General features: G+C 35.0%; 15 protein-coding genes and 1 pseudogene. 9 read left to right on the top strand and 7 right to left on the bottom strand.

Annotated features, from left to right (window positions below):
- Positions 1-10: 10 nt before the first annotated feature.
- A complete protein-coding gene (locus ACODST_RS15360) occupies positions 11-844 on the top strand; it encodes an alpha/beta hydrolase (RefSeq protein ID WP_488932981.1) in 834 nt (277 codons plus the stop codon).
- Between the two features lie 231 nt (positions 845-1,075).
- Here the strand turns inward: ACODST_RS15360 and ACODST_RS15355 are convergent.
- Positions 1,076-2,484: pseudogene (locus ACODST_RS15355) on the bottom strand (APC family permease).
- Between the two features lie 298 nt (positions 2,485-2,782).
- On the opposite strand from ACODST_RS15355, the gene ACODST_RS15350 reads away from it, so the two are divergent.
- From ACODST_RS15350 to ACODST_RS15340, 3 genes are all read left to right on the top strand, one after another.
- On the top strand, positions 2,783-3,184 hold the full coding sequence (locus ACODST_RS15350; RefSeq protein ID WP_488932980.1) for a DUF5958 family protein: 402 nt from the start codon (positions 2,783-2,785) through the stop codon (positions 3,182-3,184).
- Positions 3,185-3,644: 460 nt separating this feature from the next.
- Complete coding sequence (locus ACODST_RS15345) at positions 3,645-5,072, top strand: sensor histidine kinase (protein WP_488932979.1); 1,428 nt, start codon at positions 3,645-3,647, stop codon at positions 5,070-5,072.
- On the top strand, positions 5,062-5,463 hold the full coding sequence (locus ACODST_RS15340; protein WP_488932978.1) for a response regulator: 402 nt from the start codon (positions 5,062-5,064) through the stop codon (positions 5,461-5,463). The genes ACODST_RS15345 and ACODST_RS15340 overlap by 11 nt, the downstream gene beginning before the upstream one ends.
- Here the strand turns inward: ACODST_RS15340 and ACODST_RS15335 are convergent.
- On the bottom strand, positions 5,455-6,612 hold the full coding sequence (locus ACODST_RS15335) for a C40 family peptidase (RefSeq protein ID WP_488932977.1): 1,158 nt from the start codon (positions 6,610-6,612) through the stop codon (positions 5,455-5,457). The two genes, ACODST_RS15340 and ACODST_RS15335, sit on opposite strands and share 9 nt — an antisense overlap.
- Before the next feature lie 246 nt (positions 6,613-6,858).
- Between ACODST_RS15335 and ACODST_RS15330 the strand changes: the two genes are divergently transcribed.
- Entirely contained in the window at positions 6,859-8,250 is a 1,392-nt protein-coding gene (locus ACODST_RS15330) for a Kelch repeat-containing protein (RefSeq protein ID WP_488932976.1), read from the top strand.
- Between the two features lie 148 nt (positions 8,251-8,398).
- Here the strand turns inward: ACODST_RS15330 and ACODST_RS15325 are convergent, their stop codons facing one another.
- Positions 8,399-10,663 (bottom strand): aconitate hydratase, encoded by a 2,265-nt coding sequence (locus ACODST_RS15325; RefSeq protein WP_488932975.1) that lies wholly within the window; start codon positions 10,661-10,663, stop codon positions 8,399-8,401.
- A gap of 124 nt (positions 10,664-10,787) precedes the next feature.
- Positions 10,788-13,559: a bifunctional aconitate hydratase 2/2-methylisocitrate dehydratase gene (locus ACODST_RS15320; RefSeq protein ID WP_488932974.1), complete on the bottom strand. Its 2,772-nt coding sequence runs from the start codon at positions 13,557-13,559 to the stop codon at positions 10,788-10,790.
- A 422-nt stretch (positions 13,560-13,981) separates the two neighbouring features.
- Between ACODST_RS15320 and ACODST_RS15315 the strand changes: the two genes are divergently transcribed.
- Positions 13,982-16,480 carry an XrtN system VIT domain-containing protein gene (locus ACODST_RS15315; protein WP_488932973.1) on the top strand — a complete coding sequence of 833 codons (2,499 nt, stop codon included), beginning with the start codon at positions 13,982-13,984 and terminating at the stop codon, positions 16,478-16,480.
- A complete protein-coding gene (xrtN, locus tag ACODST_RS15310) occupies positions 16,480-17,721 on the top strand; it encodes an exosortase N (protein ID WP_488932972.1) in 1,242 nt (413 codons plus the stop codon). The genes ACODST_RS15315 and xrtN overlap by 1 nt, the downstream gene beginning before the upstream one ends.
- Before the next feature lie 34 nt (positions 17,722-17,755).
- Here xrtN and ACODST_RS15305 read toward each other — a convergent pair whose 3' ends face one another.
- Both ACODST_RS15305 and ACODST_RS15300 read right to left on the bottom strand, forming a co-directional pair.
- Positions 17,756-18,709, bottom strand: a complete 954-nt coding sequence (locus ACODST_RS15305; protein ID WP_488932971.1) for an AAA family ATPase — start codon at positions 18,707-18,709, stop codon at positions 17,756-17,758.
- A gap of 78 nt (positions 18,710-18,787) precedes the next feature.
- Positions 18,788-20,215 carry a peptidylprolyl isomerase gene (locus ACODST_RS15300; RefSeq protein WP_488932970.1) on the bottom strand — a complete coding sequence of 476 codons (1,428 nt, stop codon included), beginning with the start codon at positions 20,213-20,215 and terminating at the stop codon, positions 18,788-18,790.
- Between the two features lie 477 nt (positions 20,216-20,692).
- Between ACODST_RS15300 and ACODST_RS15295 the strand changes: the two genes are divergently transcribed.
- Together ACODST_RS15295 and ACODST_RS15290 are read left to right on the top strand one after the other, a co-directional pair.
- Positions 20,693-22,132: an alpha-amylase gene (locus ACODST_RS15295; protein ID WP_488932969.1), complete on the top strand. Its 1,440-nt coding sequence runs from the start codon at positions 20,693-20,695 to the stop codon at positions 22,130-22,132.
- Between the two features lie 148 nt (positions 22,133-22,280).
- Positions 22,281-23,873, top strand: coding sequence for a peptide chain release factor 3 (locus tag ACODST_RS15290; protein ID WP_488932968.1), 1,593 nt, complete (start codon positions 22,281-22,283; stop codon positions 23,871-23,873).
- An 89-nt stretch (positions 23,874-23,962) separates the two neighbouring features.
- Here ACODST_RS15290 and ACODST_RS15285 read toward each other — a convergent pair whose 3' ends face one another.
- A complete protein-coding gene (locus tag ACODST_RS15285) occupies positions 23,963-24,697 on the bottom strand; it encodes a hypothetical protein (protein ID WP_488932967.1) in 735 nt (244 codons plus the stop codon).
- Positions 24,698-24,938 lie beyond the last annotated feature (241 nt).

Here is a 24,938-nt window from a genome sequence, read left to right as displayed (position 1 = left end):
TCTAAATCGCATGAAAACAAATTCTAAATATGTACTGTTTATAACAGGGGCTTTTGTAAGTCACACCTGCTGGGATGGCTGGGTAAACTATTTTGAAGAAAAAGGATATACAGCCGCTGCCCCGCCCTGGCCTTTTAAAGATACTTCGGCAAAAGAGCTCCGTGACCGTCAGCCTAACGATATTGGTCTAGCCACTTTAACCCTGACACAATTAATTGACCATTATGCCGCCATTGCCAGATCTTTTCCCGAAAAGCCGGTTATTATCGGACATTCTCTGGGCGGCTTAATAACGCAGATTTTAGTGAATCGTGATCTGGCTTCGGCAGGAGCTGCTGTACATTCGGTTCCGCCTATGGGCGTAATTCCGTATGAATTTACTTTTCTGAAATCTGGCTGGAAAGTTCTGGGACTTTTTACTTCCTTAAAGAAAACCTATTTAATGTCGTTTGAAAAATTTCAGTATGCTTTTGTAAACGGCCAGCCTTTAAGCATACAAAAAGAAGCATATGAAAAATATGTAATTCCGGAATCTAAAACGGTCGCACGAGGCGGTTTAACCTCAGCGGCGGCCGTAGATTTCAAGAAAGACCATCCGCCTTTATTATTTATGGCCGGAAGTGAAGATCAGTTTTTATCTCCTCATTTAAATACCCGTAATTTTAAAAAGTACAAGCGAAACCAATCTATTTTAGATTATAAAGAATTTAAAGGCCGAAACCACAATGTACTGCTTCTGGATACCTGGAAAGAAAATGCTGATTTTATTCTGAATTGGGTTGATAATGCCTTATCTGATAAAGATTACGGTAAAGGAAAAGTTCTGACCAATTCCATCTATTAAAAATTCAGTCTGCAGATCAGACAAATTAGAAGCTATTTAATCAAACCATATAGTTAATCCGTCTTAACTGGTTAGATCTGGTGACCGTTTGAATACTGTTCTGTTATCGTTTTTGGAATATTTTAGTTTTAATTTTTGGCGGATAAAATAGTCTGCACAAAAAAACGCCCTGAGATTATCAGGGCGTCTTTTGTTTATTGGCAATGATCACAAAGTGAAACATTCATTATTTTATGCTTTAGATTTGGTAAGATAATATACAGGAATACCTGTTAACATAATCAATACGCCCCATCCGCAAGTTGAAAATTTTGTAATAAGCAAAGAAATACAAATAGCCGAAGCTGTAATAATATATAACAAAGGTAAAAATGGATAACCAAAAGCTTTATAGGGTCTCTCTGCATTCGGCATTTTTTTACGCAGAATGAAGATTCCGTAGATCGTTAAAATGTAAAAAATTAAAACTATGATGATGACAAAATCTAATAAGTCACCATATTTCCCTGTCAGACACAAGGCCGAAGCCCAGATACATTGTGCCCATAATGCCCAGGCCGGAACACTGGAACTATTTAAGACAGCTGCCTTTTTAAAGAAAAGACCATCTTTTGCCATAGTATAGTAAACCCTTGCCCCCGCCATAATTAATCCGTTGTTACAGGCAAAAGTCGAAATCATAATCATAACGGCAATGATTAATGCCCCGATATTTCCAAAAATATACTGCGAAGCTACTACTGCAACACGATCAAATTTGGCTGTAGCAATTTCGTCTAACGGAATTACAGCCAGGTACATGATATTCGTTAAAACATAAATAATGGTTACAATAAAGGTTCCGAGAAACAAACTCAATCCAACATTGCGCTGTGGATTTTTAATTTCTCCGGCAATAAAAGTTACCCCGTTCCAGGCATCGCTAGAGAATAACGATCCTACCATTGCTGCTGAAATTCCGCTGATCAAAGCTGTTCCGGCAATTGGAAACCAGGATCCGCTGTCTTTATCAAACGAGCGGGTAGTCCAGGCATTAGTCCAATTGGCATCCCAGACAGAAGCTTTTGCTGCCAGTGTTAATCCAAAAACCACTAATCCCAGTAATGATAGAATTTTGATAATGGTTAAAACTGTTTGAAGAATTTTACTGTTTTTTACCCCCTGCTGTTAATATAACTTAACAAAACGATTGTAAAAATAGACACCAATTGCGCTGCATTTAGCTTAAACGATCCTAACTGGTACAGTATATTTTCATCGCTTAAAGGTTCATATAAATAAGCTGCAAATTTTGAAAAAGCGACTCCAACCGCTGCAATGGTTCCGGTTTGAATTACAGCAAAAAAACTCCAGCCATACAAAAAGGCAATTAATTTGTTGTAAGCTTCCTTTAAATAAACATACTGTCCTCCCGCTTTAGGAAACATGGCACTAAGTTCACCGTAACTCACCGCAGCGATAATTGTAATTAATCCCGATACGAGCCATATGAGTGTCAGCCATCCTGCCGATCCTACCTGCCGGGCTATATCGGCACTTACAATAAAAATTCCGGATCCAATCATAGAGCCCACCACAAGCATGGTGCCGTCTAATAATCCGAGTTCTCTCTTAAAATGTTCTTGTTCGTTCTCTTGCATTTTTTTGGTTTTAGGTTGGTTAAAGATATATATTTTTTCAACATTTCAGATTTCAGAGTGCAGATTTTAAAGTATTAAAACTTTTGGTCTTCTTCCTCCGTTATCAGACCATCTTATCTGTCTTTTACGGTTTAGGAAACTATAAAAGGATGCTGTTTTATCTCTTACTTAAGTCTTTTTCAAAAGATTTTTACTAATTATTTATACTTTAGTAACATTAAAAAACTAAATTCAATTTTTAACTATTTAGTACAGTATTGCACTTATCAACTTAAAAACAAAAATAAATCTATACTGAATGAACGCTCAAGAAATACTAATCAATAAGATCGCACAAAGTAAAATTGATTTTACACTTGGTATACAGCTTTTATTAGAAGATAATCAATATGAATTTGAGAAACTTCATAGTACTTTATATAATTATATCATTAACGCTATTCCCAACAAAACGGATTATAACTCAGAAGCATATCAAACCGCAATACGTACAATTCCTTTAAAACCGACTTATACTCCAATTGTACTTCTTAAAACTTATCCAACAATAATGGCATTGCGAAAACTAACCGCTCTTCCAAAATCCGAAAACAAAAAAACAATAACAGCATTGCTCTGGATTTTCAAAATAACAGACACTGAAAGACGTAATACAGAATGTAAAAATGGATGCGGGCATTTCTGGCATAAACTTACCTGATAGTCCAAATAATTGCCTTTTTTAACTTATACCCCAAATTGTTCCGACTTTTCTCAACAGTGAACAATACTTATTACTACATTAAGTTTAAGATTACAAAAGTTAAACAAAACAAATCAAATTAAATACTATTGATCAGGAAGTATTTAAACAATATTATTTGAAAAACTTTTTAACAAAAAGATAAAAAAAATCCACACTAAACAATCAACTCATTAAAAATCAAATCATTATACTTATTTCAATTTCAAAACAAAAAATATTTTCGTACTACATAAAGATTCGTCTTTTTTTATTAAATTTGATTAAAGGCTACACAAGTCTTAAAAAAAAGCTGCATTTTCATTAACAATTGTTCATTTTCTTCATTCTGATAATCAGCCTCAAAATTACAGATAAGAAGCAAAAAACAGCTATACAAAAGGCAGGAAGCTAATATTAACCTACTAATATTAAAATTATGCACAAGAAGATTCGGTCTTTAAAAAATCTGCGTCTGCCAAATGTTTTCATACTCATTTTAATTGTATTTATTTCATGTGCCCTACTCATCTGCATTAATTTTTTTACAATCAAAATATTATCTGCAAACAGAGCTTATGCAAACGGGGAGTCCCATTATTCCAAAGCACAAAAAGACGCTTCCCGCCATCTTATTACCTATCTTTACAACAAGGATCCGTATCAATGGAAATTATACAAACAAGAATTAAAAGTACCTCAGGGTGACGGAATCGCAAGAAAAACACTTTTAAAGGCCGGAGACAACGAAGCTGCCAGACAGGGTTTTCTTGCCGGACGCAATCACAAAGACGATCTTAATGATGTAATATGGCTGTTTGTAAATTTTAAAAATGTTCCATTTCTGGCAAAAGCAATTCACGAATGGGAACAGGGTGATCTCTTAATAGATCAGCTTTTTATAGTGGGAGCACAAATCAATGCCAAAATTCGGCTCAATACCCTCACCATTACTGATCAGAGAAAATTTCTTTCGCAGATAAACTACATTAGCGGAAAACTCAATACTAACGAACGTAATTTCTCAAACACCTTAGGCGAAGGAACACGAAAAATCAAAAGCCTGCTGATTGTTGCCAATATTTTTTTTATCCTGGTAATTGTTCTAAGTGTCTGTTCGTACTATTCGATAATGGTAAAACGACTCACGATTTCAAAAAAAGAAATTGAAGCTAAAAACGAGAATTTGACCCTTGTAAACCATGAACTGGATCGATTTGTTTACAGTGCCTCTCATGATTTGCGCTCTCCTATAACATCCTTAAAAGGACTAATCGAAATTACGCAGCTGGAAGACGATATCGACCAGATAAAAGAATATCTGCAGCTGATGCACAAAAGCCTCACCAAACAAGACCAATTTATAAGTGACATTATTGATTATTCCAAAAACAAACGAAAACAAATCATTATTGAACCTGTAAGTCTGAAAGAAATTTTTAACGAAGCAATTTCGCAGCTAATGCATATTGAGAACGCCAACAAAATCACTTTTAATCAGGAACTGCAAATAGACGAAATCCAAAGTGACGGATTACGTTTAAAAATAATTATCAGCAATCTTATATCAAATGCCATCAAGTATGCCGACAGCAGCAAACAGGAAATGTTTATTACTATTAAAACCTATATTTCAGAAGGATTTAACAGAATTGAAGTTTCAGACAATGGTATCGGTATTAAAGACGACTGTAAAGATTACATTTTCGAAATGTATTTTGGAACTAATAAAAACAAAGGATCCGGCCTAGGCCTTTACATTGTAAAAGAAGCCGTAGAAAACATTAAAGGAAACATTTCTGTTATTTCAGAAATCAATATTGGAAGTAAATTTATAGTCGCCATCCCAACTTCTTATGGAACATAACCCTGCCATACTATTAATTGAAGACAACTTAATCGATCAGCTCGTTACCACAAAACTGCTAAAAAAAGTTTTGAACATAGAGACGGTTTTTGTTGCGAACAACGGTTTAGAAGGTTTACAATGGATTATAAAAAACAAGGATCCCAAGCAAAAACTGGTTATTTTACTAGACATTCAGATGCCGGTAATGAACGGCTTTGAGTTTCTGAATATATTTCAGACACTTAACGAGGAAATAAAAAAAGAAATTCAGATATACGTGGTGTCTTCCACACTGGATTCTGATGAAATTAATCAAATCCAAAAAAACGAATCTGTGATAAATTTTCTAAGCAAACCTATTCCAATTGAGGAACTAAAGAAACAGCTATTAAAAAGCCGGCTATTGTAAAACCCTGTTTACCTGAGAAAAACTTCTTTGATAATACGGCTCCTTAGTTGAAGAAATTATAACTCCGCCATGAGTTGAAGAATGCACAAATTTAATTTCCCCATCCTGATTTTCAACAACCATTCCCACATGATTAATATGACGCCTGCCATTTGTCCTGAAGAAAATCAAGTCTCCTTTCTGCGCTTCAGAGGATGTTATTTTTGTTCCTATGCGGGATTGTTCAATAGAACTTCTTGGCAGTTTTATATCGAAAATTCCAAAAGTACAGAACATTAAACCAGAACAATCAAAACCTGCTTTTGTTGTACCGCCCGAACGATACCGTGTACCTATATTTTCAGTTGCACTTAAAACTAACTGATCTATTAATTCAGAATTAGTACCGAGCCTGACCATTGTAGAATCTTTTTCAATCACCGGATTCTCCGCAATCTGCACCGGGGGATTTTGAGTTTCTAAAATCTGAGGTTCAGAGACATTCAAAGCATTTACAGCATCCGCTTTTTCTTTTGTTGTTTTAATTTTCAGCACTGTCCCTACAGAGAGTTTTCTTTTTTTAACTGAAGGATTCTGCTTCTCCAATTGCGCAACCGTTATTCCGTATTTTTTAGCTATCGCATATTTTGTTTCTTTAGGCTGAACCTCGACGACAACCTCAACAACTGTTGAAACAGCAGTTTCTGTTTGCGGAGTTTCTGCTTTAGCGAGTACATTATCTACTGCAGCCGGAATTGGAGCATTATTGTTTGACGGAATTGTAATCTGCTGTCCAATTTTCAAACCTTCATTTTCAAGAGAAGGATTTGCTTTTTTGAGTTCATCAACAGAAACATTATATTTTTTTGAGATTCCCCAGAGGGTTTCTTTAGACTGAACTTCATGCTGTCCGGAATTAGTACTCACAACTACCTGAGAAGAAGACGGAGCCGGTTTTGCATTTTTGTCCGGTATCAACAAAACCGAATTCAGTTTTAATATTTTAGGCGTATTAGGATTGGCCGCCTGTATATCTTTAGCTTTTACTCCGTATTTTTTAGCAATTACAGTAAGGTTTTCTCCTTTTGATATTTTATGTTTGATATATTTTTCCTGAGAAAAAGCACCAACCGTGACAAAAAACAATACTATAATTAATCTAAAAACCATACTCACCTATTAAAGTTTATTACTCCTTTTTTAAGTTTAAACAACAATTTGAACTCAGAAAGCGTAAATATATTGCCTAAAAAGCGAATTTAACTTTTTAAACTAAAAAAAACACCTTTTTTAACAACTAATTTACTTCAATTTAACAAGTACGGTATGAAAATTGAGCCAACTTTTTGAAAAGCAGCCCCTTATAAAAAGCTTCAAAAATTGCAAAAACTAACTTCGATTTAACCTGGAAAACTTGTGAAAAAATTACTCTTAACGCTTCTTTTTATTCCCATATTTTCTATGGCACAAAATATAAACGGAATAGTTGTTTCTTCAGACAACCAGCCGGTTTCGAATGTAAATATTATGTGTTTTTCAAAAAAAATCAAGACAGTAAGCGATAAAAAAGGAAAGTTCAGCCTGCCAAAAGAATCAGGAATTAACGAAACCGATACTTTACAATTTTCACATATTGGATACAAGATTTACAAAATTTCTTTTAACGAATTCAGAAACCTTAAGTTTAAAATATCACTTGAAGAAGAAACAGAGAATTTGTCAGAAATAGCCATTCCCGCTAACAGGAAACTGAAACTAAAATCAAAGATCACTTTTAACAAATTATCTCCTTTAAAAAATGCAGCCTATTCTTTTGGCTCTTTGATCCATGATGATAAAATTTATGTTGCAGGCGGAAATGCTTCTTTTGAATCTGATGCTTTTTTAAGAGCCAAAGACAAAACGATAACAGATGACATGGCACTTTTTATGAATTTCTATTATGACGAACTCCGCCGTCAGGAAGGTTCACTCTCATACAAAGGCGATTTTTTAATTTACAACATTCAAACAAACTCCTGGCAGACTTCTGAAGTAAAATTTAAGAAAAGAGCCCATAATAAAATTCATTATTACAACAACAAGATTTATGTTTTGGGCGGTAAACGAATTTCTCCAAACGGAAAATTCGAATACCTGGAAAATGAAATTGAAGTGTTTGACTTTAATAAAAACGAAATTACAATCGATAAAACGAATCCGCATCAGGCTAGTAATTTTGCTTCATTTACATACAAAGACAATATTATTGTTATGGGAGGTTCAATAAAAACAACTCTAACAGGCAGAAAAACATTTACAAATAAAGTTCATTTTTACAACATCACTTCAGGTTTATGGTACGAACTTTCGGACATGCCAAAAGCAAAGGAAACCGATGGAATTTTGATAGGAGACAAAATTTATTTAATTGGAGGAAATGATGGAAAGCCATTATCAGAAATTGTGAGTTTAAATTTACTTGATGAAAAATGGAAAAATGAAGGGGAGCTATTTTCTGCATTAGAAAATCCTGCTATCACTTCTCAAAATAATACTATTTACATCTTTAGTGATCGAAAAATAAATGTATACGACACAGATTCCTGTCAATTAAAAGAATACCTAATTGACCTTGAACTAAAATCATCCGCAATGCATTTTTATGAGAACAAACTATATATAATTGGCGGTTATAAACAAAATGAATATCGTACAGAACCTTCTGCCGAAACCTACAGCATTGCCATTGAAGAATTCGAAAACACAAGACCACTCCGCATTAAAACATTAGCATCAAAAAAAACTTTACTTAAGAAAACCGAATAATCCTGTTCTTTTTTACAGATCTTTCACAATGCATACAACAAACACTTTTTACAAGAAGCGATATCAAAATTTAAGACAAACCCTCTACAAATAAAACAAAAACGCCCTGTTTCCACAGAGCGTTTTTAACATCATTACATTATAGTCATTAAGCTTTTCCGGCCGCAATTAAGTTTAATGCGGATCCAGCTACAAACCAGCCAATCTGCCCGGCATTATAAGTATGGTTTGCCAGGATAATGTCTTTTGTTCCATTTACATGAACAAACTCTAATGTTAATGGTTTTCCTGGAGCAAACTCCGTTAAATCTAAGAAATTGATTGTATCGTCTTCTTCAATTTTATCATAATCTGCTTCGTTTGCAAAAGTCAATCCTAAAAGACCTTGTTTTTTAAGATTGGTTTCATGGATACGGGCGAAAGATTTCACCAATACCGCTTTTACCCCTAAGAAACGAGGTTCCATAGCCGCATGTTCGCGAGAAGAACCTTCTCCGTAGTTATGATCTCCCACAACAATAGAAGGAACTCCGGCTGCTTTGTAAGCACGAGCCACAGCAGGAACAGCATCGTATTGTCCAGTTAATTGATTTTTAACTGAATTTGTTTTTTGGTTATAAGCATTCACAGCTCCAATCAGCATATTGTTTGAAATATTATCCAAGTGACCACGGAAACGCAGCCAGGGCCCAGCCATAGAAATATGATCGGTTGTACATTTTCCGAATGCTTTGATCAATAATTTAGCACCCGTGATATTTTTACCGTCCCAGGCATCAAACGGAGCTAATAATTGCAAACGCTCTGATGTAGGATTTACTACGACCTGAACATTTGAACCATCTTCAGCCGGAGCCTGGAATCCTGGATCTTCGGCGTAAAAACCTTTTTCAGGAAGTTCGTCACCCGTTGGCGCATCCAGCATTACTTCTTCTCCATCTTCATTGATTAATTTGTCTGTTAATGGATTAAAGCTCAAATCACCCGCAATTGCCATAGCCGTTACCAATTCCGGCGAACCAACAAAGGCCAATGTATTGGGATTTCCATCGGCACGTTTGGAGAAGTTACGATTGAACGAATGAACGATAGTATTTCTCTCTTCTTTTTCTGCTCCTTCTCTATCCCACATACCAATACATGGTCCGCAGGCATTAGCAAAAACGGTTGCTCCGATTTTATGGAATGTATCGATAAATCCGTCTCTTTCTATTGTGGAACGCACTACTTCAGAACCCGGCGTAATAGTGAACTCTGCTTTTGTTTTTAAGTTTTTAGCAGCAACTTGCCTTGCCAAAGAAGCAGCACGGGAAATATCTTCGTAGGAAGAGTTCGTACAAGAACCAATTAGACCCACCTGAATTTGCAACGGCCAATTATTTTTGATTGCCTCCTCTTTCATTTTAGAAATCGGAGTAGCTAAATCCGGAGTAAAAGGTCCGTTTAAATGTGGCTCTAATTCTGATAAGTTAATTTCGATAACCTGATCAAAATATTGTTCCGGATTTGCATAAACTTCAGGATCTCCGGTTAAATACGGAGCGATTTTATCGGCAGCATCTGCCACATCAGCTCTGTTTGTAGAACGCAGATAACGCCCCATTGAAGCATCGTAACCAAAAGTTGAAGTTGTAGCTCCAATTTCGGCCCCCATATTACAAATTGTTCCTTTTCCTGTACAAGACATTGCTGTCGCACCTTCTCCAAAATATTCTACGATTGCTCCAGTTCCTCCTTTTACAGTCAGAATACCAGCCACTTTCAAAATAACATCTTTAGGAGCTGTCCATCCTGATAATTTACCCGTTAACTTTACTCCAATCAATTTAGGAAATTTAAGTTCCCATGCCATTCCTGACATTACATCTACAGCATCGGCACCACCAACTCCAATTGCCACCATTCCTAAACCACCTGCATTTACAGTATGTGAATCGGTACCAATCATCATACCACCCGGGAAAGCATAATTTTCAAGTACGACCTGGTGAATAATTCCTGCCCCTGGTTTCCAGAAACCAATTCCGTATTTATTTGAAACAGACGAAAGAAAATCAAAAACCTCATTACTCTGCGTTTTAGCTCTCGCCAAATCTGTTGCAGCGTCTATTTTTGCCTGAATTAAGTGATCGCAGTGCACGGTTGTTGGAACAGCAACTTTTGACTTTCCAGCGTGCATAAACTGCAATAACGCCATTTGAGCTGTAGCATCCTGACATGCAACACGGTCTGGTGCAAAATCAACATAATCTACACCTCTTTTAAATACCTGAGACGGTGTTCCGTCCCAAAGGTGATTGTATAAAATTTTCTCTGTTAGGGTAAGCGGACGACCAACAAGCTCTCGCGCTTTATCCACACGAGACGGCATGTTCTCATACACTTTTTTAATCATTTCAATATCAAAAGCCATAAGTCCTGTAATTTGTTTGTTTTCTGTTTTTTTTGAACTTTCTAAGTTACAAAAAATAGAGGAGCTATAAAAGAAAAAGCCCGAGTTTATCGCTCGGGCTTTTGATATATTAATAATCGTAAGATTACATTACTAATGATTTGTTTGAAGGTGCAAACTTAGTTAAGTTAATACCATCAACCGCAGCAGTATACTCTTCGATAGTAGGAGTTCTTCCTAAAATTGTAGATAAAACTACAACCGGAGTAGAAGAAAGAAGAGACTCTCCTTTTTTACCTTCTTTATCCTCTACAACTCTTCCCTGGAAAAGACGAGTTGAAGTTGCCATTACTGTATCTCCTTTTGCTGCTTTTTCCTGGTTACCCATACAAAGGTTACATCCTGGACGCTCTAAATACAACATGTTTTCATATTCAGTACGCGCTGCACCTTTTGGAGCATCATCATTAAATTCGAAACCAGAATATTTTTGTAAAACTTCCCAATCCCCTTCAGCTTTAAGTTCATCAACAATGTTGTATGTTGGCGGTGCCACTACAAGCGGTGCTTTAAACTCCACTTTACCTGTTTGTGCTTCAACATTTTTCAACATTTGAGCCAGGATTTTCATATCTCCTTTGTGAACCATACAAGAACCAATAAATCCAAGATCTACTTTTTTATCTCCTCCGTAGAAAGATAAAGGTCTGATTGTATCGTGAGTATATCGTTTAGAAACATCAGCATTGTTTACGTCCGGATCGGCAATCATTGGTTCAGCAATCTGATCTAAATCAACTACAACTTCAGCATAATATTTAGCATTTGCATCCGGAGTTAAAGCAGGTTTTTCAGAAGTTTTAATTTCTGTAATTCTCTTATCTGCTTTGTTGATCAATCCCTGAAGAACGTGTTTGTCGTTATCCATTCCTTTATCGATCATAATCTGGATTCTGCCTTTTGCAATTTCCAATGATTCAATCAAAGTATCATCTTCAGAAATACAGATAGAAGCCTTAGCTTTCATCTCTGCAGTCCAGTCTGTAAATGTAAAGGCCTGGTCAGCAGTAAGTGTTCCAATGTGAACCTCAATGATTCTTCCCTGGAATACGTTTTCTCCTCCAAATTGGTGAAGCATTTGCGCCTGAGTAGCATGAACCACATCACGGAAGTCCATATATCCTTTCATATCTCCTTTGAAAGTCACTTTTACAGATTCCGGAATTGGCATAGAAGCCTCTCCAGTAGCTAATGCAAGAGCAACAGTTCCTGAGTCAGCACCAAAAGCAACTCCTTTTGACATTCTGGTATGAGAGTCACCACCAATAATGATAGCCCACTCGTCAATCGTAATATCATTAAGTACTTTATGGATAACGTCAGTCATTGAGTGATAAACACCTTTCGGGTCACGAGCTGTGATCAAACCGAAATCGTTCATGAATTTCATCAATTTAGGAATGTTAGCCTGCGCTTTTTTATCCCAAACTGAAGCAGTATGACAACCTGATTGATAAGCACCGTCAACAATTGGAGAAATTACCGTAGCTGCCATAGACTCTAATTCCTGAGCAGTCATCAAACCTGTAGTATCCTGAGAACCTACAATATTTACTTCCACACGAACATCAGATCCGGCATGTAATACTTTCCCCGGAGTTGTTCCTACTGCATTTCTGTTAAAGATTTTTTCAACAGCAGTAAGACCTTGTCCTTCGATAGAAACTTCTTTAGACGGAGCAAATACAACCGGAGCTGTAACACCTAAAGTTTTTGCTGCAAATGTCTGTAGTTTTTTACCAAATACAATAGCATAAGAACCACCAGCTTTGATGAATTCCATTTTTTGAGGAGTAAAAGCTTTAGAAATGTCGATCAATTCCTGATCACCATTATAAAGTTTTTTCTCTTTAATGTTTATTGTTAAAACTGTTCCTGTAGCAACAGAATAAGCCTGCTCTAAAACTGGCTCGTCGTTTTCGTTACGAACAACATTCCCATTAGCATCCACTTTTTTAACCCAGTTTTTAAGGTCTAATCCAATACCTCCCGTTACGTCAACAGTTGTCAGGAAAATTGGAGAAATTCCGTTTGTTCCTCCAACAATTGGAGCAATATTTACAAATGGAATATAAGGACTTGCCTGTTTTCCTGTCCAAAGTGCTACGTTATTTACACCTGACATTCTGGAAGAACCAACCCCCATTGTTCCTTTTTCAGCAATTAACATCACACTCTTATCAGGGTGCTGCGCCTGTAACGCTCTAATTTCCTGTTGTGCCTGAGGCGTAATCATACACTGTCCGTGTAATTCACGATCTGAACGAGAGTGTGCTTGGTTTCCAGGAGAAAGTAAATCTGTTGAAATATCTCCTTCACCAGCGATAAAAGTCACTACCTTAATTTCGTCAGCTACTTCTGGTAATTTTGTAAAAAACTCAGCTTGAGCATAACTCTCAAGGATTTCTTTAGCAATTTCATTGTTGTTTTTGAATGCCTCTACTAAACGATCTGTATCTGCTTCGTAAAGGAAAACCTGTGTTTTAAGCACTTTTGCTGCTTCTTTTGCAATAGCAGCATCATTACCTAAAGCTAAATCTAATAAAACTTCGATTGAAGGTCCGCCTTTCATGTGTGATAATAACTCAAAAGCAAAAGCCAGAGTAATTTCATTCACTACAGACTCACCCAGTATAATTTCTTTTAAAAACTTGGCTTTTTCACCAGCAGCACTTGTCGTACCCGGTAATGTATTGTAAATAAAAAAGTTAAGAGAATCTTCTCTGTATGGATTGTTTAAATCTTTAATTTGCGCAATGATTTCGCTTAATAATTCAGCACTGTCAATTGGCTTTGGGTGTAACCCCTGTGTTTTTCTTTCTTCAATTTCTTGAATATAATCCTTATAAATGTTCATAATTAAGGCAGATTTATTTTTTTACGCAAATTTACGCATTAAAGCCGATAATTAAAAATAATATAACAGAACTCCCCTTTTCAAAAATTATTATTGCTAAAAAACGATTTTGACTGCTTGTTTTTGCTAAAATCTTAATTTTGAATTAAAAAAATGAATTATTGATATTTTAAAATCCTTTCTTTAACAAAGTCGAAATTTTATGTTACGAAGCAAGTAAGATTTTTACCCTTATTTCCGTAAAGAATAGTTCTAAATTAAAATTTATATCGTTATAGTAACATGTTTTGAGGTCCGTTAAGCCATTTTTTAATTCGTCAAAACTCTTACTTCTAAAACCTGAAAAAAATACCCAAATATTATTTGTAATTCAATTTTTATTATAACTTTGTTTTTCAAAGTACTTTTAAAAACACACTACTATGAAAGACAGATTAACTTCATTTAACGAGTATAAAGAAAAAACAGGTGTAAGCATCAGCATCATTTCAACTCTTTCACTTCTTCTTTTGCTTTGCATCATTTTAATAAACAATGCGTTCCAATCAGATGCATCAGCCCCCTTATCCATGATAGTCCTGATATTTGAATTTATATATGGCGTATCACTTAGTTTTTTACTCTTAAAAAAAAGAAGCGCATACATTCATTTACTGCCTTTTCTTTTTTTTAACTGGCTCATTGGCTGCTTTGCTTTAAACGCCCTTATCCCTGTTTTTGAAGATCTGCCAGTCTGGGTATATGGTCTTACCCTTATTTTCTGTCTTTCTAATTTTTTCATTTATACAGACCCTGAAAAAGACAATTTCACACTGACCTTTTGCTTTTTAAATGGTCTTTCGTACACTCTTATTTTATATTATGCCTTGTACCTTCTTCCCGTCACTCCTATTTCTGCTATTGGTATTGCGGCTTTGGGCCTCGGATTTTATGGTTTGGTGCCAGCTATAATTTCAGTTATACATCTCTTTAGGTCTGTCAGATTATTTCACGAAAACAAAAAGCAGTTTATGGCATTCGCCGGCGGCGCTTTAAGCATTTTATTCGCTTTATTTGTTTTTGTATACCGAATGAATATCGAAAACGAACGAATTGGAGAAGACTATATTACACAGTCATTCAATTATAACCAGGATTTACCCAATTACATCCTGATTTCGCAGCATTTTGAACCCAATTTCTTTAATGAGATTTTACTCAAAAAAGATATTGTTTACAAAAGCAGCGATGATTTTTTCAGCATGAGAGGCCTTGATTCTTTTGGGAGTACACAATACCACGAAAGAAAAATTCATAACCCTTTTATTAATATTGCCTATTTATTCTGCCGCGATCTTAATTTAAGCACAGATGACCGTATTAACATCCTGAAATCGAATTTTGATAAAAGACTGGAAACAGAAGAACAATTATGGAGTGGTGAAGATCTGTTTACCAAAGAAATTAAAGAAGACGTTAAAATCTATCCCGCCTCAAGATTGGCTTATACAGAAATCACTATGAAAATTGCATGCGAAAAAGAATCCTGGCAGGACAAAGAGGCTATTTACTCCTTTCAACTTCCTGAAGGCTCAGTCGCTACTTCACTTTCTTTGTGGGTAAACGGAACTGAACGAAAGGGAGTTCTAACCACAAAAGAAAAAGCCGAAAAAGCATACAAACAAATTGTTGGTGTCGAGAGCCGTGACCCATCTTTAATGCAGTGGAAAGAAGGAAACAAAATTGTAGTCCGCGTTTTTCCTGTAAATTACAAAACCCCCAGAACCTTTAAATGTGGTTTTACTACTCCTTTACAAGCAGGTCAATCCGAAATGAAATACAAAAGCATCTCGATAAAAGGCCCCAATATCTCAAACGCCTCTACTCTTTCGCGAATTCAGGTTACAGACGAAACAAAAGTCAGAACCAGTAAGAATTTTGAATTAAAAAACAATTTCTACAGCAATACTTCAAAAGGACTGGATGATTGGGAAGCCGTTATGCCTTTAAGTAAAAAATTCCGGACGAGCTCTTTTACCTGGAAAGATAAAACATATAAAATAGAAGAAATTCAAAAAGCAGTTGTTCCATTTGCTCCATCAGAAATTATTTTAGATCTCAACAGCAGCTGGACTTTACATGAAATAGAATCCTTTGTCAACTTAAATGGAAAATCAATTTATGTATATCAGGACAACGAAAAAACAGCTATTAACCGGGACAATTTTAAAACCATCCAATCAGAGTTTAAAAACCTCCACTATTCTTTACTGCCGCTTTACAAGATTACCAAAAACAGTTTAGTGGTCACAAAATCAGGTACGTTTTCTGCCAATTTTGAAGAACTGAATGAATCTGAATACTTAAATAAAATCAGAACCGGAACCCAGCAGCAGAATTTGAAAGTGATTAATTTTTCTCCGGAAACCAATCCGTTTTGGCAGACTGTCAAAGAGCAGAAATATGTTGATTATTATCAGACTACACTTCAAAATTGCTTAAAAATGATCCAACAGCATCAGTTTGCCATTTATAAAACAGAAGAAAACTCGGTAAACATTGAACCTGCAGGCATTTCAATTCAGGAAACCACTAAAGACAGTATTTCCAAAAATGATGGTCCCAATCATATATACCGAATGTATGCTTTTGGAAAAGTTTTAGAGGAACAGGTCAAAATCCAGAATGACACATTAGCTTCAAACCAATATGTCTCTCTGGCTAAAGATGCTAATATTGTAACTCCAATTTCATCTTTAATTGTTCTGGAAACGGATGAAGATTATAAAAATAACGGAATCGAGAAAAATGTTGATACTTTAGGAAATGCTTCTATTAAAAATGACGGTGCAGTTCCGGAACCTTATGAGTGGGTACTGATTATTATTGGTTTGACCGCAATTTTATTTTATTACCGAAAAAACAAAACCCAAAAAGCATAATGACTGTATTACTGCAATCTTATCAAAAATCAATCGTTCTTCTGGCTATTACAATTCTGTTAGCTATAAACTATACTATTGTATTAGCCGGACTGGACAATAATTTCTTTGGGATTATATTTTCTGTTTTATTATTCCTGTACACAGGGAGAGAAACCACTTTAAAACTGAGCTATCCTCTCCTTGGTATGATTTGTTTATTGGAATTCATCAGCTACAGACTTCATACAAAGTCATTACATTTTTATGCCCTACTATTACTGATATGTTTTATTTATTACAGTTTCACCAAAAAGTTCTCCTTTATCGCTTTTATCTGCCTCTTTTTATTTTCCTCCATTTTTGATCAGTTTTTTAATTATTTAACGGTTGAAATAAAACAAACACTTTGTTATGGAGTCTATCATACCTTAAAAAACTTTCTTCCGATAACAAAAATCGAGGGAGTTAATTTTTATATTAACGATGCAAAAGTTTCTATTGATACCGCCTGCATGGGTTTGTCGATGTTTAAAACGGGATTACTTTCGGGAGCATTTTTACTAACTTTAGAAGAACGAAAACAACAAAAATATTTCAGCATACTGCAAATTTTAGTTTTTTGCAGTGTTTTAGTTATTCTGAATATTATTTCTAATTATTTCAGAATTATCACTTTGGTGTTATTCAATTGCACCGAAGAAAATATCCTGCACCATACCATCGGCATTGTGTGTTTTGTCTTTTATCAAATAACTCCCATTTTATTTCTCATCCGATTTTTTATTCCAAAAAAAGATGAAATAAGCGGAGGCAAGATTCAGCTAAAATTTATACCGATACTATTTGCTGCCGGAATTTTATTTATTACCAGTTTCGAAATCAAAAAAGAGCAAAACCATTCTTTGTTAGAAAATCTAAATCCTGCTTACAATATTAAAAATGGTATTTGGGTAAACAATGAAGTTTTTAAGATTACAACTCCTGAAACTTTAACCTATATAAAAACACCTATTCATAAACCTTTAATCTGCTGGACAGGAAACGGATATAAAATTATTGAATCTAAAGAAATCAGCAGAAACAATGAAAAAATATGGCTGACCAAAATGGAAAAGAATAACATCCGGTATTTCTCTTATTGGTGGTACGAATATGACAATAAAAAATACACCTCACTCACAAAAGTTTTACTATTGAAGCTTTTTCAAAATAAAACGGTGCGTTTAATAAATGAAACCAGTATTCAGGAACTGAACTAAAAAAAGCCTGATCAAAAAATCAGGCTTTTATATCTTACATCAGCTTTTTAATAATAACTTCTTCGGTTATTCCTTCAGCATCTGCTTTATAGTTTTTAATAATTCGATGGCGCAGAATTCCGGTTGCTACGGCCTGTACATCTTCAATATCCGGTGAAAACTTACCATTAAAAGCGGCATGGGCTTTTGCTGCCAGGATTAGATTTTGCGAGGCTCTCGGTCCTGCCCCCCAATCCAGATAATTTCTAACAAAATCATTTGTCAATGCATTATCAGGACGTGTTTTACTTACCAGCGTAACCGCATATTCGATTACATTATCTGCTACAGGAATTCTTCTGATTAAATGCTGAAAATCTATAATTTCCTTAGCGGTAAACAGAGGTTTTATTTCTACTTTGTTATCAGAAGTAGTCTGCTTAACCACTTTTACTTCCTCTTCAAAAGTTGGATATTCCAGCTTAATCGCAAACATAAAACGGTCTAACTGTGCTTCCGGTAGAGGATAGGTTCCCTCCTGCTCAATTGGATTTTGAGTCGCCAGTACGAAATACGGCAGATCCAGTTTATAATTCTGTCCGGCAATAGTTACAGAACGTTCCTGCATCGCTTCCAATAAAGCGGCCTGTGTTTTTGGCGGTGTTCTGTTAATCTCGTCAGCTAAAATAATATTCGAGAAAATAGGCCCTTTTATAAATTTAAAATGCCTGTTTTCATCCAGAATTTCACTTCCCAGAATATCCGAAGGCATCAAATCCGGCGTAAACTGAATTCTTTTAAAATCTAAACCTAACGCCTGAGAAAGGGTATTTATCATTAAGGTTTTGGCTAAACCCGGAACACCAATTAAAAGAGCGTGTCCTCCTGAAAATATACAAAGTAAAATTTGGTCAATTACGGCATCCTGCCCTACAATGATTTTGGCTATTTCGTTTTTTAATTCGGTACGTTTCTGAACTAAATTGTGAATTGCTGTTACGTCAGACATTTATGAAGGTATTTTAAATTAAAAAGAGTTAGTTTAATGAATTCATAAAACTAACTCTTTTTCTTTATTTAATAAAAATTATTTTTTCAACCAGTTATTAGCAAAGGCACAGTCTCTGTACTCTCCGATAATTTTAATATAAGTATCTTTAATTTTAGTATCAAACCATTTAGCAATAGCATTGATTTGTTTTTCTTTTAAGGCTAATTCTTTAATTTTGGTATAATCCTTAGCATAATCAGCTACGTGCTCGTCAATTCTGTTGGTAACCGTAATTAATTTATACGTTTTCTTTCCTTTATCATCAGTATTTAAAATAGGCTGAGAAACTTCATCGTCTTTTAAGTTTGAAACCTGGCTGTACAGGGAAGGATCCATTTTCGTCAGCTCAAAACGGGTATCCTGAGTATTTGGATTTATTAAAGTCCCTCCGTTTGCTCTGGTTTCTTTTTCGTCAGATTCTGTTCTGGCCGCATCTGCAAAAGTAATCTCTTTACTTAAAATTTTAGCTCTTACATTTGCCAGTCTTTCTTTAGCCTCTTTTAAAGCTGCATCAGAAACTACCGGAGCAATTAAGATATGTCTTAATTCAACTTCCTGTCCTTTTATTTTATCTACCATAATAATATGATATCCAAAAGTAGTTTCAAACGGTTGAGAAATCTCCCCTTCCTGCAGACTAAAAGCAACATCTTTAAACTCTTTTACGAAAGGTGTTTTACGGGTCATTTTATAATATCCCCCGTTTGGAGAAGATCCCGGATCCTGTGAATATAAAACTGCTTTTGTTGCAAAACTTGATCCGTCCAGAACATCTTGTCGGATAGCATTTAAACGGTCTATTACTTTCTGTTTATCTTCTTTTGAAACTTTAGGTTCTGCTACAATCTGTGCTACTTCCATTTCGGCACCAAAAGTAGGCAGTTCATCTTTAGGGATTTTTTTAAAGAAATTACGAACTTCTTCAGGTGTTATCTCTACATCTTTTACAATTTTTTCTCTCATTTCTGAAGCTAATTTCTGCTCTTTCAGGATGTCAGAAAAATAGGTTTTAAATTCCTCTACAGAACTCTTTTTATAGTATTCCACTACTTTATTGATATCTCCAACCTGCTGAACCATATAATTCAAACGCTCTTCCATCATACTTCTGATCTCAGCATCACTTACAATAATACTGTCCTGAATAGCCTGATGGGCATATAACTTATCTTCTAACAGTTTTCCAAGCATCTGGCATCTTGTAATATCTTTAATACTACCACCCTGACTTGTTATTTCCAGATATCCCTTATCAATATCAGAGTCTAATACGATATAATCTCCAACGGTTGCGATGATACCGTCAATTTTCTGTTTTCCATGAACAGGTTCTGCCGGTTTTTCCGCTACAACATCCTTAATAATTTCCTGAGCAGAAATCATTGAAGTGAAAAAAAGTAAAAAACACATTGTCAAGGCTAACTTATAATCAATTGTTTTTAGCTGTAGTTTTTTTAATAACATTATTTTAAATTTAATTTGGATGTTAAAGATCTGTTCTTTACAATTTTGCAAGCTGCTATTTCTTCTCTCAAAAACCATTCTGAAAAACGAAACAATCAGTCTTTGTTTTTTATATAAAACGAACAAAAATAACAATTCAATTACATAATACAACTATCCCCCATAGTATTAACAAAAAATTATGTGGATTGGAATTAAATTGGTGAGGGATTTTCCATTTTCTTGATGACACTCTTACAGGTTCACTTCGGGACAATATAGATATGGTTTATTTTCAGCTTAATAAAAAAAAGTTGTAAACACTACAACGTTTTCGTTGCAAAACTATTTTCCTACAAAAACAAACCGAATAGAAAAACTCCTACTTTAGATGCGTAATTGTTAATTTATCTGGTTAAAAAATAAGAATATCTCTATTTTATCACTTCAAAATTAACAATTACAAACTTTATTAATTTAACCTTAACCACATCTATTATGAAAAAACCTATTGCAAGAGCATGTTTTATGGCTGTAATGACAGCGTTTTTGTATTCATGCTCACAAAATGAGACCAATGAAACCGACTCTAAAGCGGAAAGCCGGCAGTTTAAAGTCATCGATGTTACACATCACGATGGAAAACCTTTCAGTACCGGAAAATCCTCATCTCTTACCGGAAAATATGTAGACAATCCCGGAGGAGGGGTTATGATGCAGGCTTTTTACTGGGACGTTCCTGCCGGAGGAAACTGGTGGAATACCGTAAGCAGTAAGGTAACTGCATGGGGCAATGCCGGAATTGGTTCTATCTGGCTGCCGCCGGCTTCAAAAGCACAAAACGGAGCTTTTTCTATGGGATATGATCCTACCGATTATTTCGATTTTGGAGATTATAATCAAAACGGAAGCGTTGAAACCCGATTTGGTTCTAAAACTGAATTAGTAAATTTAATTACAGCTGCTCATAACGAAAACATCAAAGTTTATGCTGATATTGTAATTAATCACAACAGCGGCGGGCAATCTGAAGCGAACCCTTATACCGGAACCAATACATGGACTAATTTCAGCGGGGTGGCTTCGGGAAAATTTACCCGAAATTATAACGACTTCTACAAAAACAGTTACGGTAATAATGACGAAGGGGCTTTTGGCGGTTTCCCTGATTTATGCCATGCCAATCCTCATGTTCAGGACTGGTTATGGATTAGAGCCGACGGAGTGGGTAAATACTATAAAAACACCATGAAATTTGATGGATGGAGATTCGATTATGTAAAAGGCTTTGGTCCCTGGGTCGTAAATGCCTGGAATGCAAATGTCGGAGGATTTTCGGTTGGGGAATACTGGGATTCTAACGTAAATACACTGGAATGGTGGGCTAATAACGCCAACAGTTCTGTTTTTGATTTTGCCTGTTATTATAAAATGAATGATGCTTTTGATGGCAATAATCTGGCATTATTAAATGATGATATGATGTGGAAACGAAATCCGTACAAAGCGGTAACTTTTGTAACCAATCATGATACCGATGAAATCTGGAGTAAAATGTTAGCGTACTCCTATATATTAACTCACGAAGGTTATCCAACCATTTTCTACAGAGATTATGAAGAATGGCTGGATAAAAATAAACTGAACAATTTAATCTGGATTCATAACAATAAAGCGACCGGAACGACTTCTATTTTATATTCTGACAATGATGAATATGTAGCCAGAAGAAATGGTTATAACGGAAACCCTGGGTTAGTAGTTTATATCAATAACTCCGATGTTTGGCAGGAAAGATGGATTCAGACGAATTGGGCCAATACTCAAATTAAAGATTTCACCGGAAACTCTTCCTGGTATCCTACAACTCAGGCAGACAAATGGGTAAAAATACAATGTCCTCCAAAAGGATATTCAATTTGGTCAATTAATCAGTAATTTTAAAAATGACTATTTTAAGGCTGTCGCAAAACAGCCTTATTTTTTTCTAAAAATCTCCTAATAAGAAAGACTTCCCAAATTTACGAACTGAATATTTTTATAAAGCCGTATTTAATAGTACTTTTGCAACCTATTTATACGAAATATGAGCTTTTTAAAAGAAATACAACGCAGAAGAACATTTGGAATTATCTCCCACCCCGATGCCGGTAAAACTACATTAACGGAAAAATTACTGTTATTTGGAGGGGCTATTCAGGAAGCGGGAGCGGTAAAGAATAACAAAATTAAAAAAGGAGCAACGAGTGATTTTATGGAAATCGAACGCCAAAGAGGTATCTCGGTTTCGACTTCTGTACTTGCTTTTAATTATAAAGACAAAAAAATCAATATCCTTGATACTCCTGGACACAAGGATTTTGCCGAAGATACTTTTAGAACTTTAACTGCTGTTGATAGCGTAATCGTTGTGATTGACGTTGCAAAAGGGGTTGAGGAGCAAACTGAAAAACTGGTTGCCGTTTGTAGAATGCGTAACATTCCTATGATTGTATTCATCAACAAATTAGATCGTGAAGGTAAAGATGCTTTCGATCTAATGGATGAAGTGGAGCAAAAATTAGGTTTAAAAGTTACGCCGTTAAGTTTTCCTATCGGAATGGGTTATGATTTTCAGGGAATTTATAACCTTTGGGAAGAAAACATTAACCTTTTCAGCGGAGACAGCCGTAAAAATATCGAAGAAACAATTGCTTTTTCTGATGTTCAGAACAATCCGGAATTAGATAAAATTGTGGGAGAAAAAGCAGCAAATAAACTTCGTGAAGAATTAGAATTGATTGATGAAGTTTATCCAAAATTTGAACGTCAGGATTATTTGGATGGAAAAATTCAGCCTGTGTTTTTTGGTTCAGCTTTAAACAACTTTGGAGTTCGCGAATTATTAGATTGTTTTATAACAATCGCTCCGTCTCCAAGAGCAAAAGATTCTGAAACTAGAACAGTTGAGCCTACAGAAGAAAAAATGTCTGGATTTGTTTTCAAAATCCACGCAAACATGGATCCAAAACACCGTGACCGTTTAGCATTTATCAAAATTGTTTCGGGAACTTTTGAAAGAAACAAACCTTATTATCACGTTCGCCAAAAGAAAAATTTAAAATTCTCTAGTCCGAATGCATTCTTCGCAGAGAAAAAAGAGATTGTTGACATTTCGTATCCAGGAGATATTGTTGGTCTACACGATACTGGAAACTTTAAAATTGGAGATACATTAACTGAAGGCGAAATCATGAGCTTTAAAGGTATTCCAAGTTTCTCTCCGGAACACTTCAGATATATCAACAATGCCGATCCGATGAAAGCTAAGCAATTGGAAAAAGGAGTGGATCAGTTGATGGACGAAGGGGTTGCACAGTTGTTTACTTTAGAGATGAACAACCGTAAAGTAATTGGAACGGTTGGAGCGCTTCAGTATGAGGTTATTCAATATCGTTTAGAGCATGAATACGGGGCAAAATGTACTTACGAAAACTTCCCTGTTCATAAAGCCTGCTGGGTTAAGCCGGATGATGCTAAAAATGAGGAGTTCAAAGAATTTAAACGTATCAAACAAAAATTCCTGGCTCATGATAAATTCGGGCAGTTAGTATTTTTAGCAGATTCTGATTTTACCATTCAAATGACACAGAGCAAATATCCTACTGTGAAATTGTACTTTACTTCTGAATTTGATTAATTCTTTTACAAGAACATACTATATAAAGGCTGTCATATTAAAATTGACAGCCTTTTTCATTTACATTCCCCAAAATGTAAATTTGATTATTATCGCGTATAATTAATTCCTAATCCACCTGCGATATAAATTCTGTTAAGCTCTTCTGCATCAATAATTATGTTTTTTATCAAAACATTATTTTTAGCTGATTTTACATCTAACGCTATTTCTTTTGAGAGATAATAATCATTAGCTGTAATTGTTATCATTATCGTTTTACTATCCTTAAAAACTTTGGTTTCAATACAAAATTCACCTGTTTTAGGATTTACTTTTACAGAACTTTGTGAGTTATTAAAAGCAATCATTAAATTAGAGTATGCTTCTTTATCAAATGGCCTGTTTGTTTTTGCTTCTAACAGTTTTCCTTTTATGATTAATGAAACTTCTTGATTTCGAGTTTGATTATAAGCTATTTTACCTATTTTGTAAGGATTCGGTTTTGGGCAGTTTACTTCTGTTTTAACAACTTCTTTCTCTTGTGCTGAAAGATTTGATGCAAGTAAAACAGATGCTGCAACAGCTGCATATTTTAAATTACTGATTTTTGAAGTTTCATTATAAACAAATTCTTCTTCCAACTGAGTCGTTTTTAATCGTGCACATATACTTTTATCCTTATTTTTAGCAATAAATTTAGCTACTTCAGCATTCGTTTTTTTACTTAAATCAATTACATTTTTCATACACGAATTGCAAAATGAACCCTGTGAATTTGGAATCATTTTATCAAAATTTTCAGAACAAGGATTTGCTATTTCTAAGGTGAATTTCTTTTTCATACTCTATTCTATTTATAAGTTAAAAAACTTTCAAGATGCTTTCTTACTTATCTAGAGTATCCATTTTATAAAAAGGTTGGGAAACAAAGAAAATATTTTTGCGTCTTCTTATAACCATCTCATTCTTAAACATAAAAAAAAACGCTAATTACTATTAGCGCTTTCTTTTAATTTGAATTAAATCTAACCTTACTAAGTCATTATATTTCAAAAATTAATCTTTCATAGGATCTGCTAAAAT

The sequence above is a fragment of the Flavobacterium sp. FG19 genome (assembly GCF_057809475.1).
Note: the sequence above shows the minus strand (reverse complement) of the source record. Positions and strands in the feature narration are given on the sequence as shown.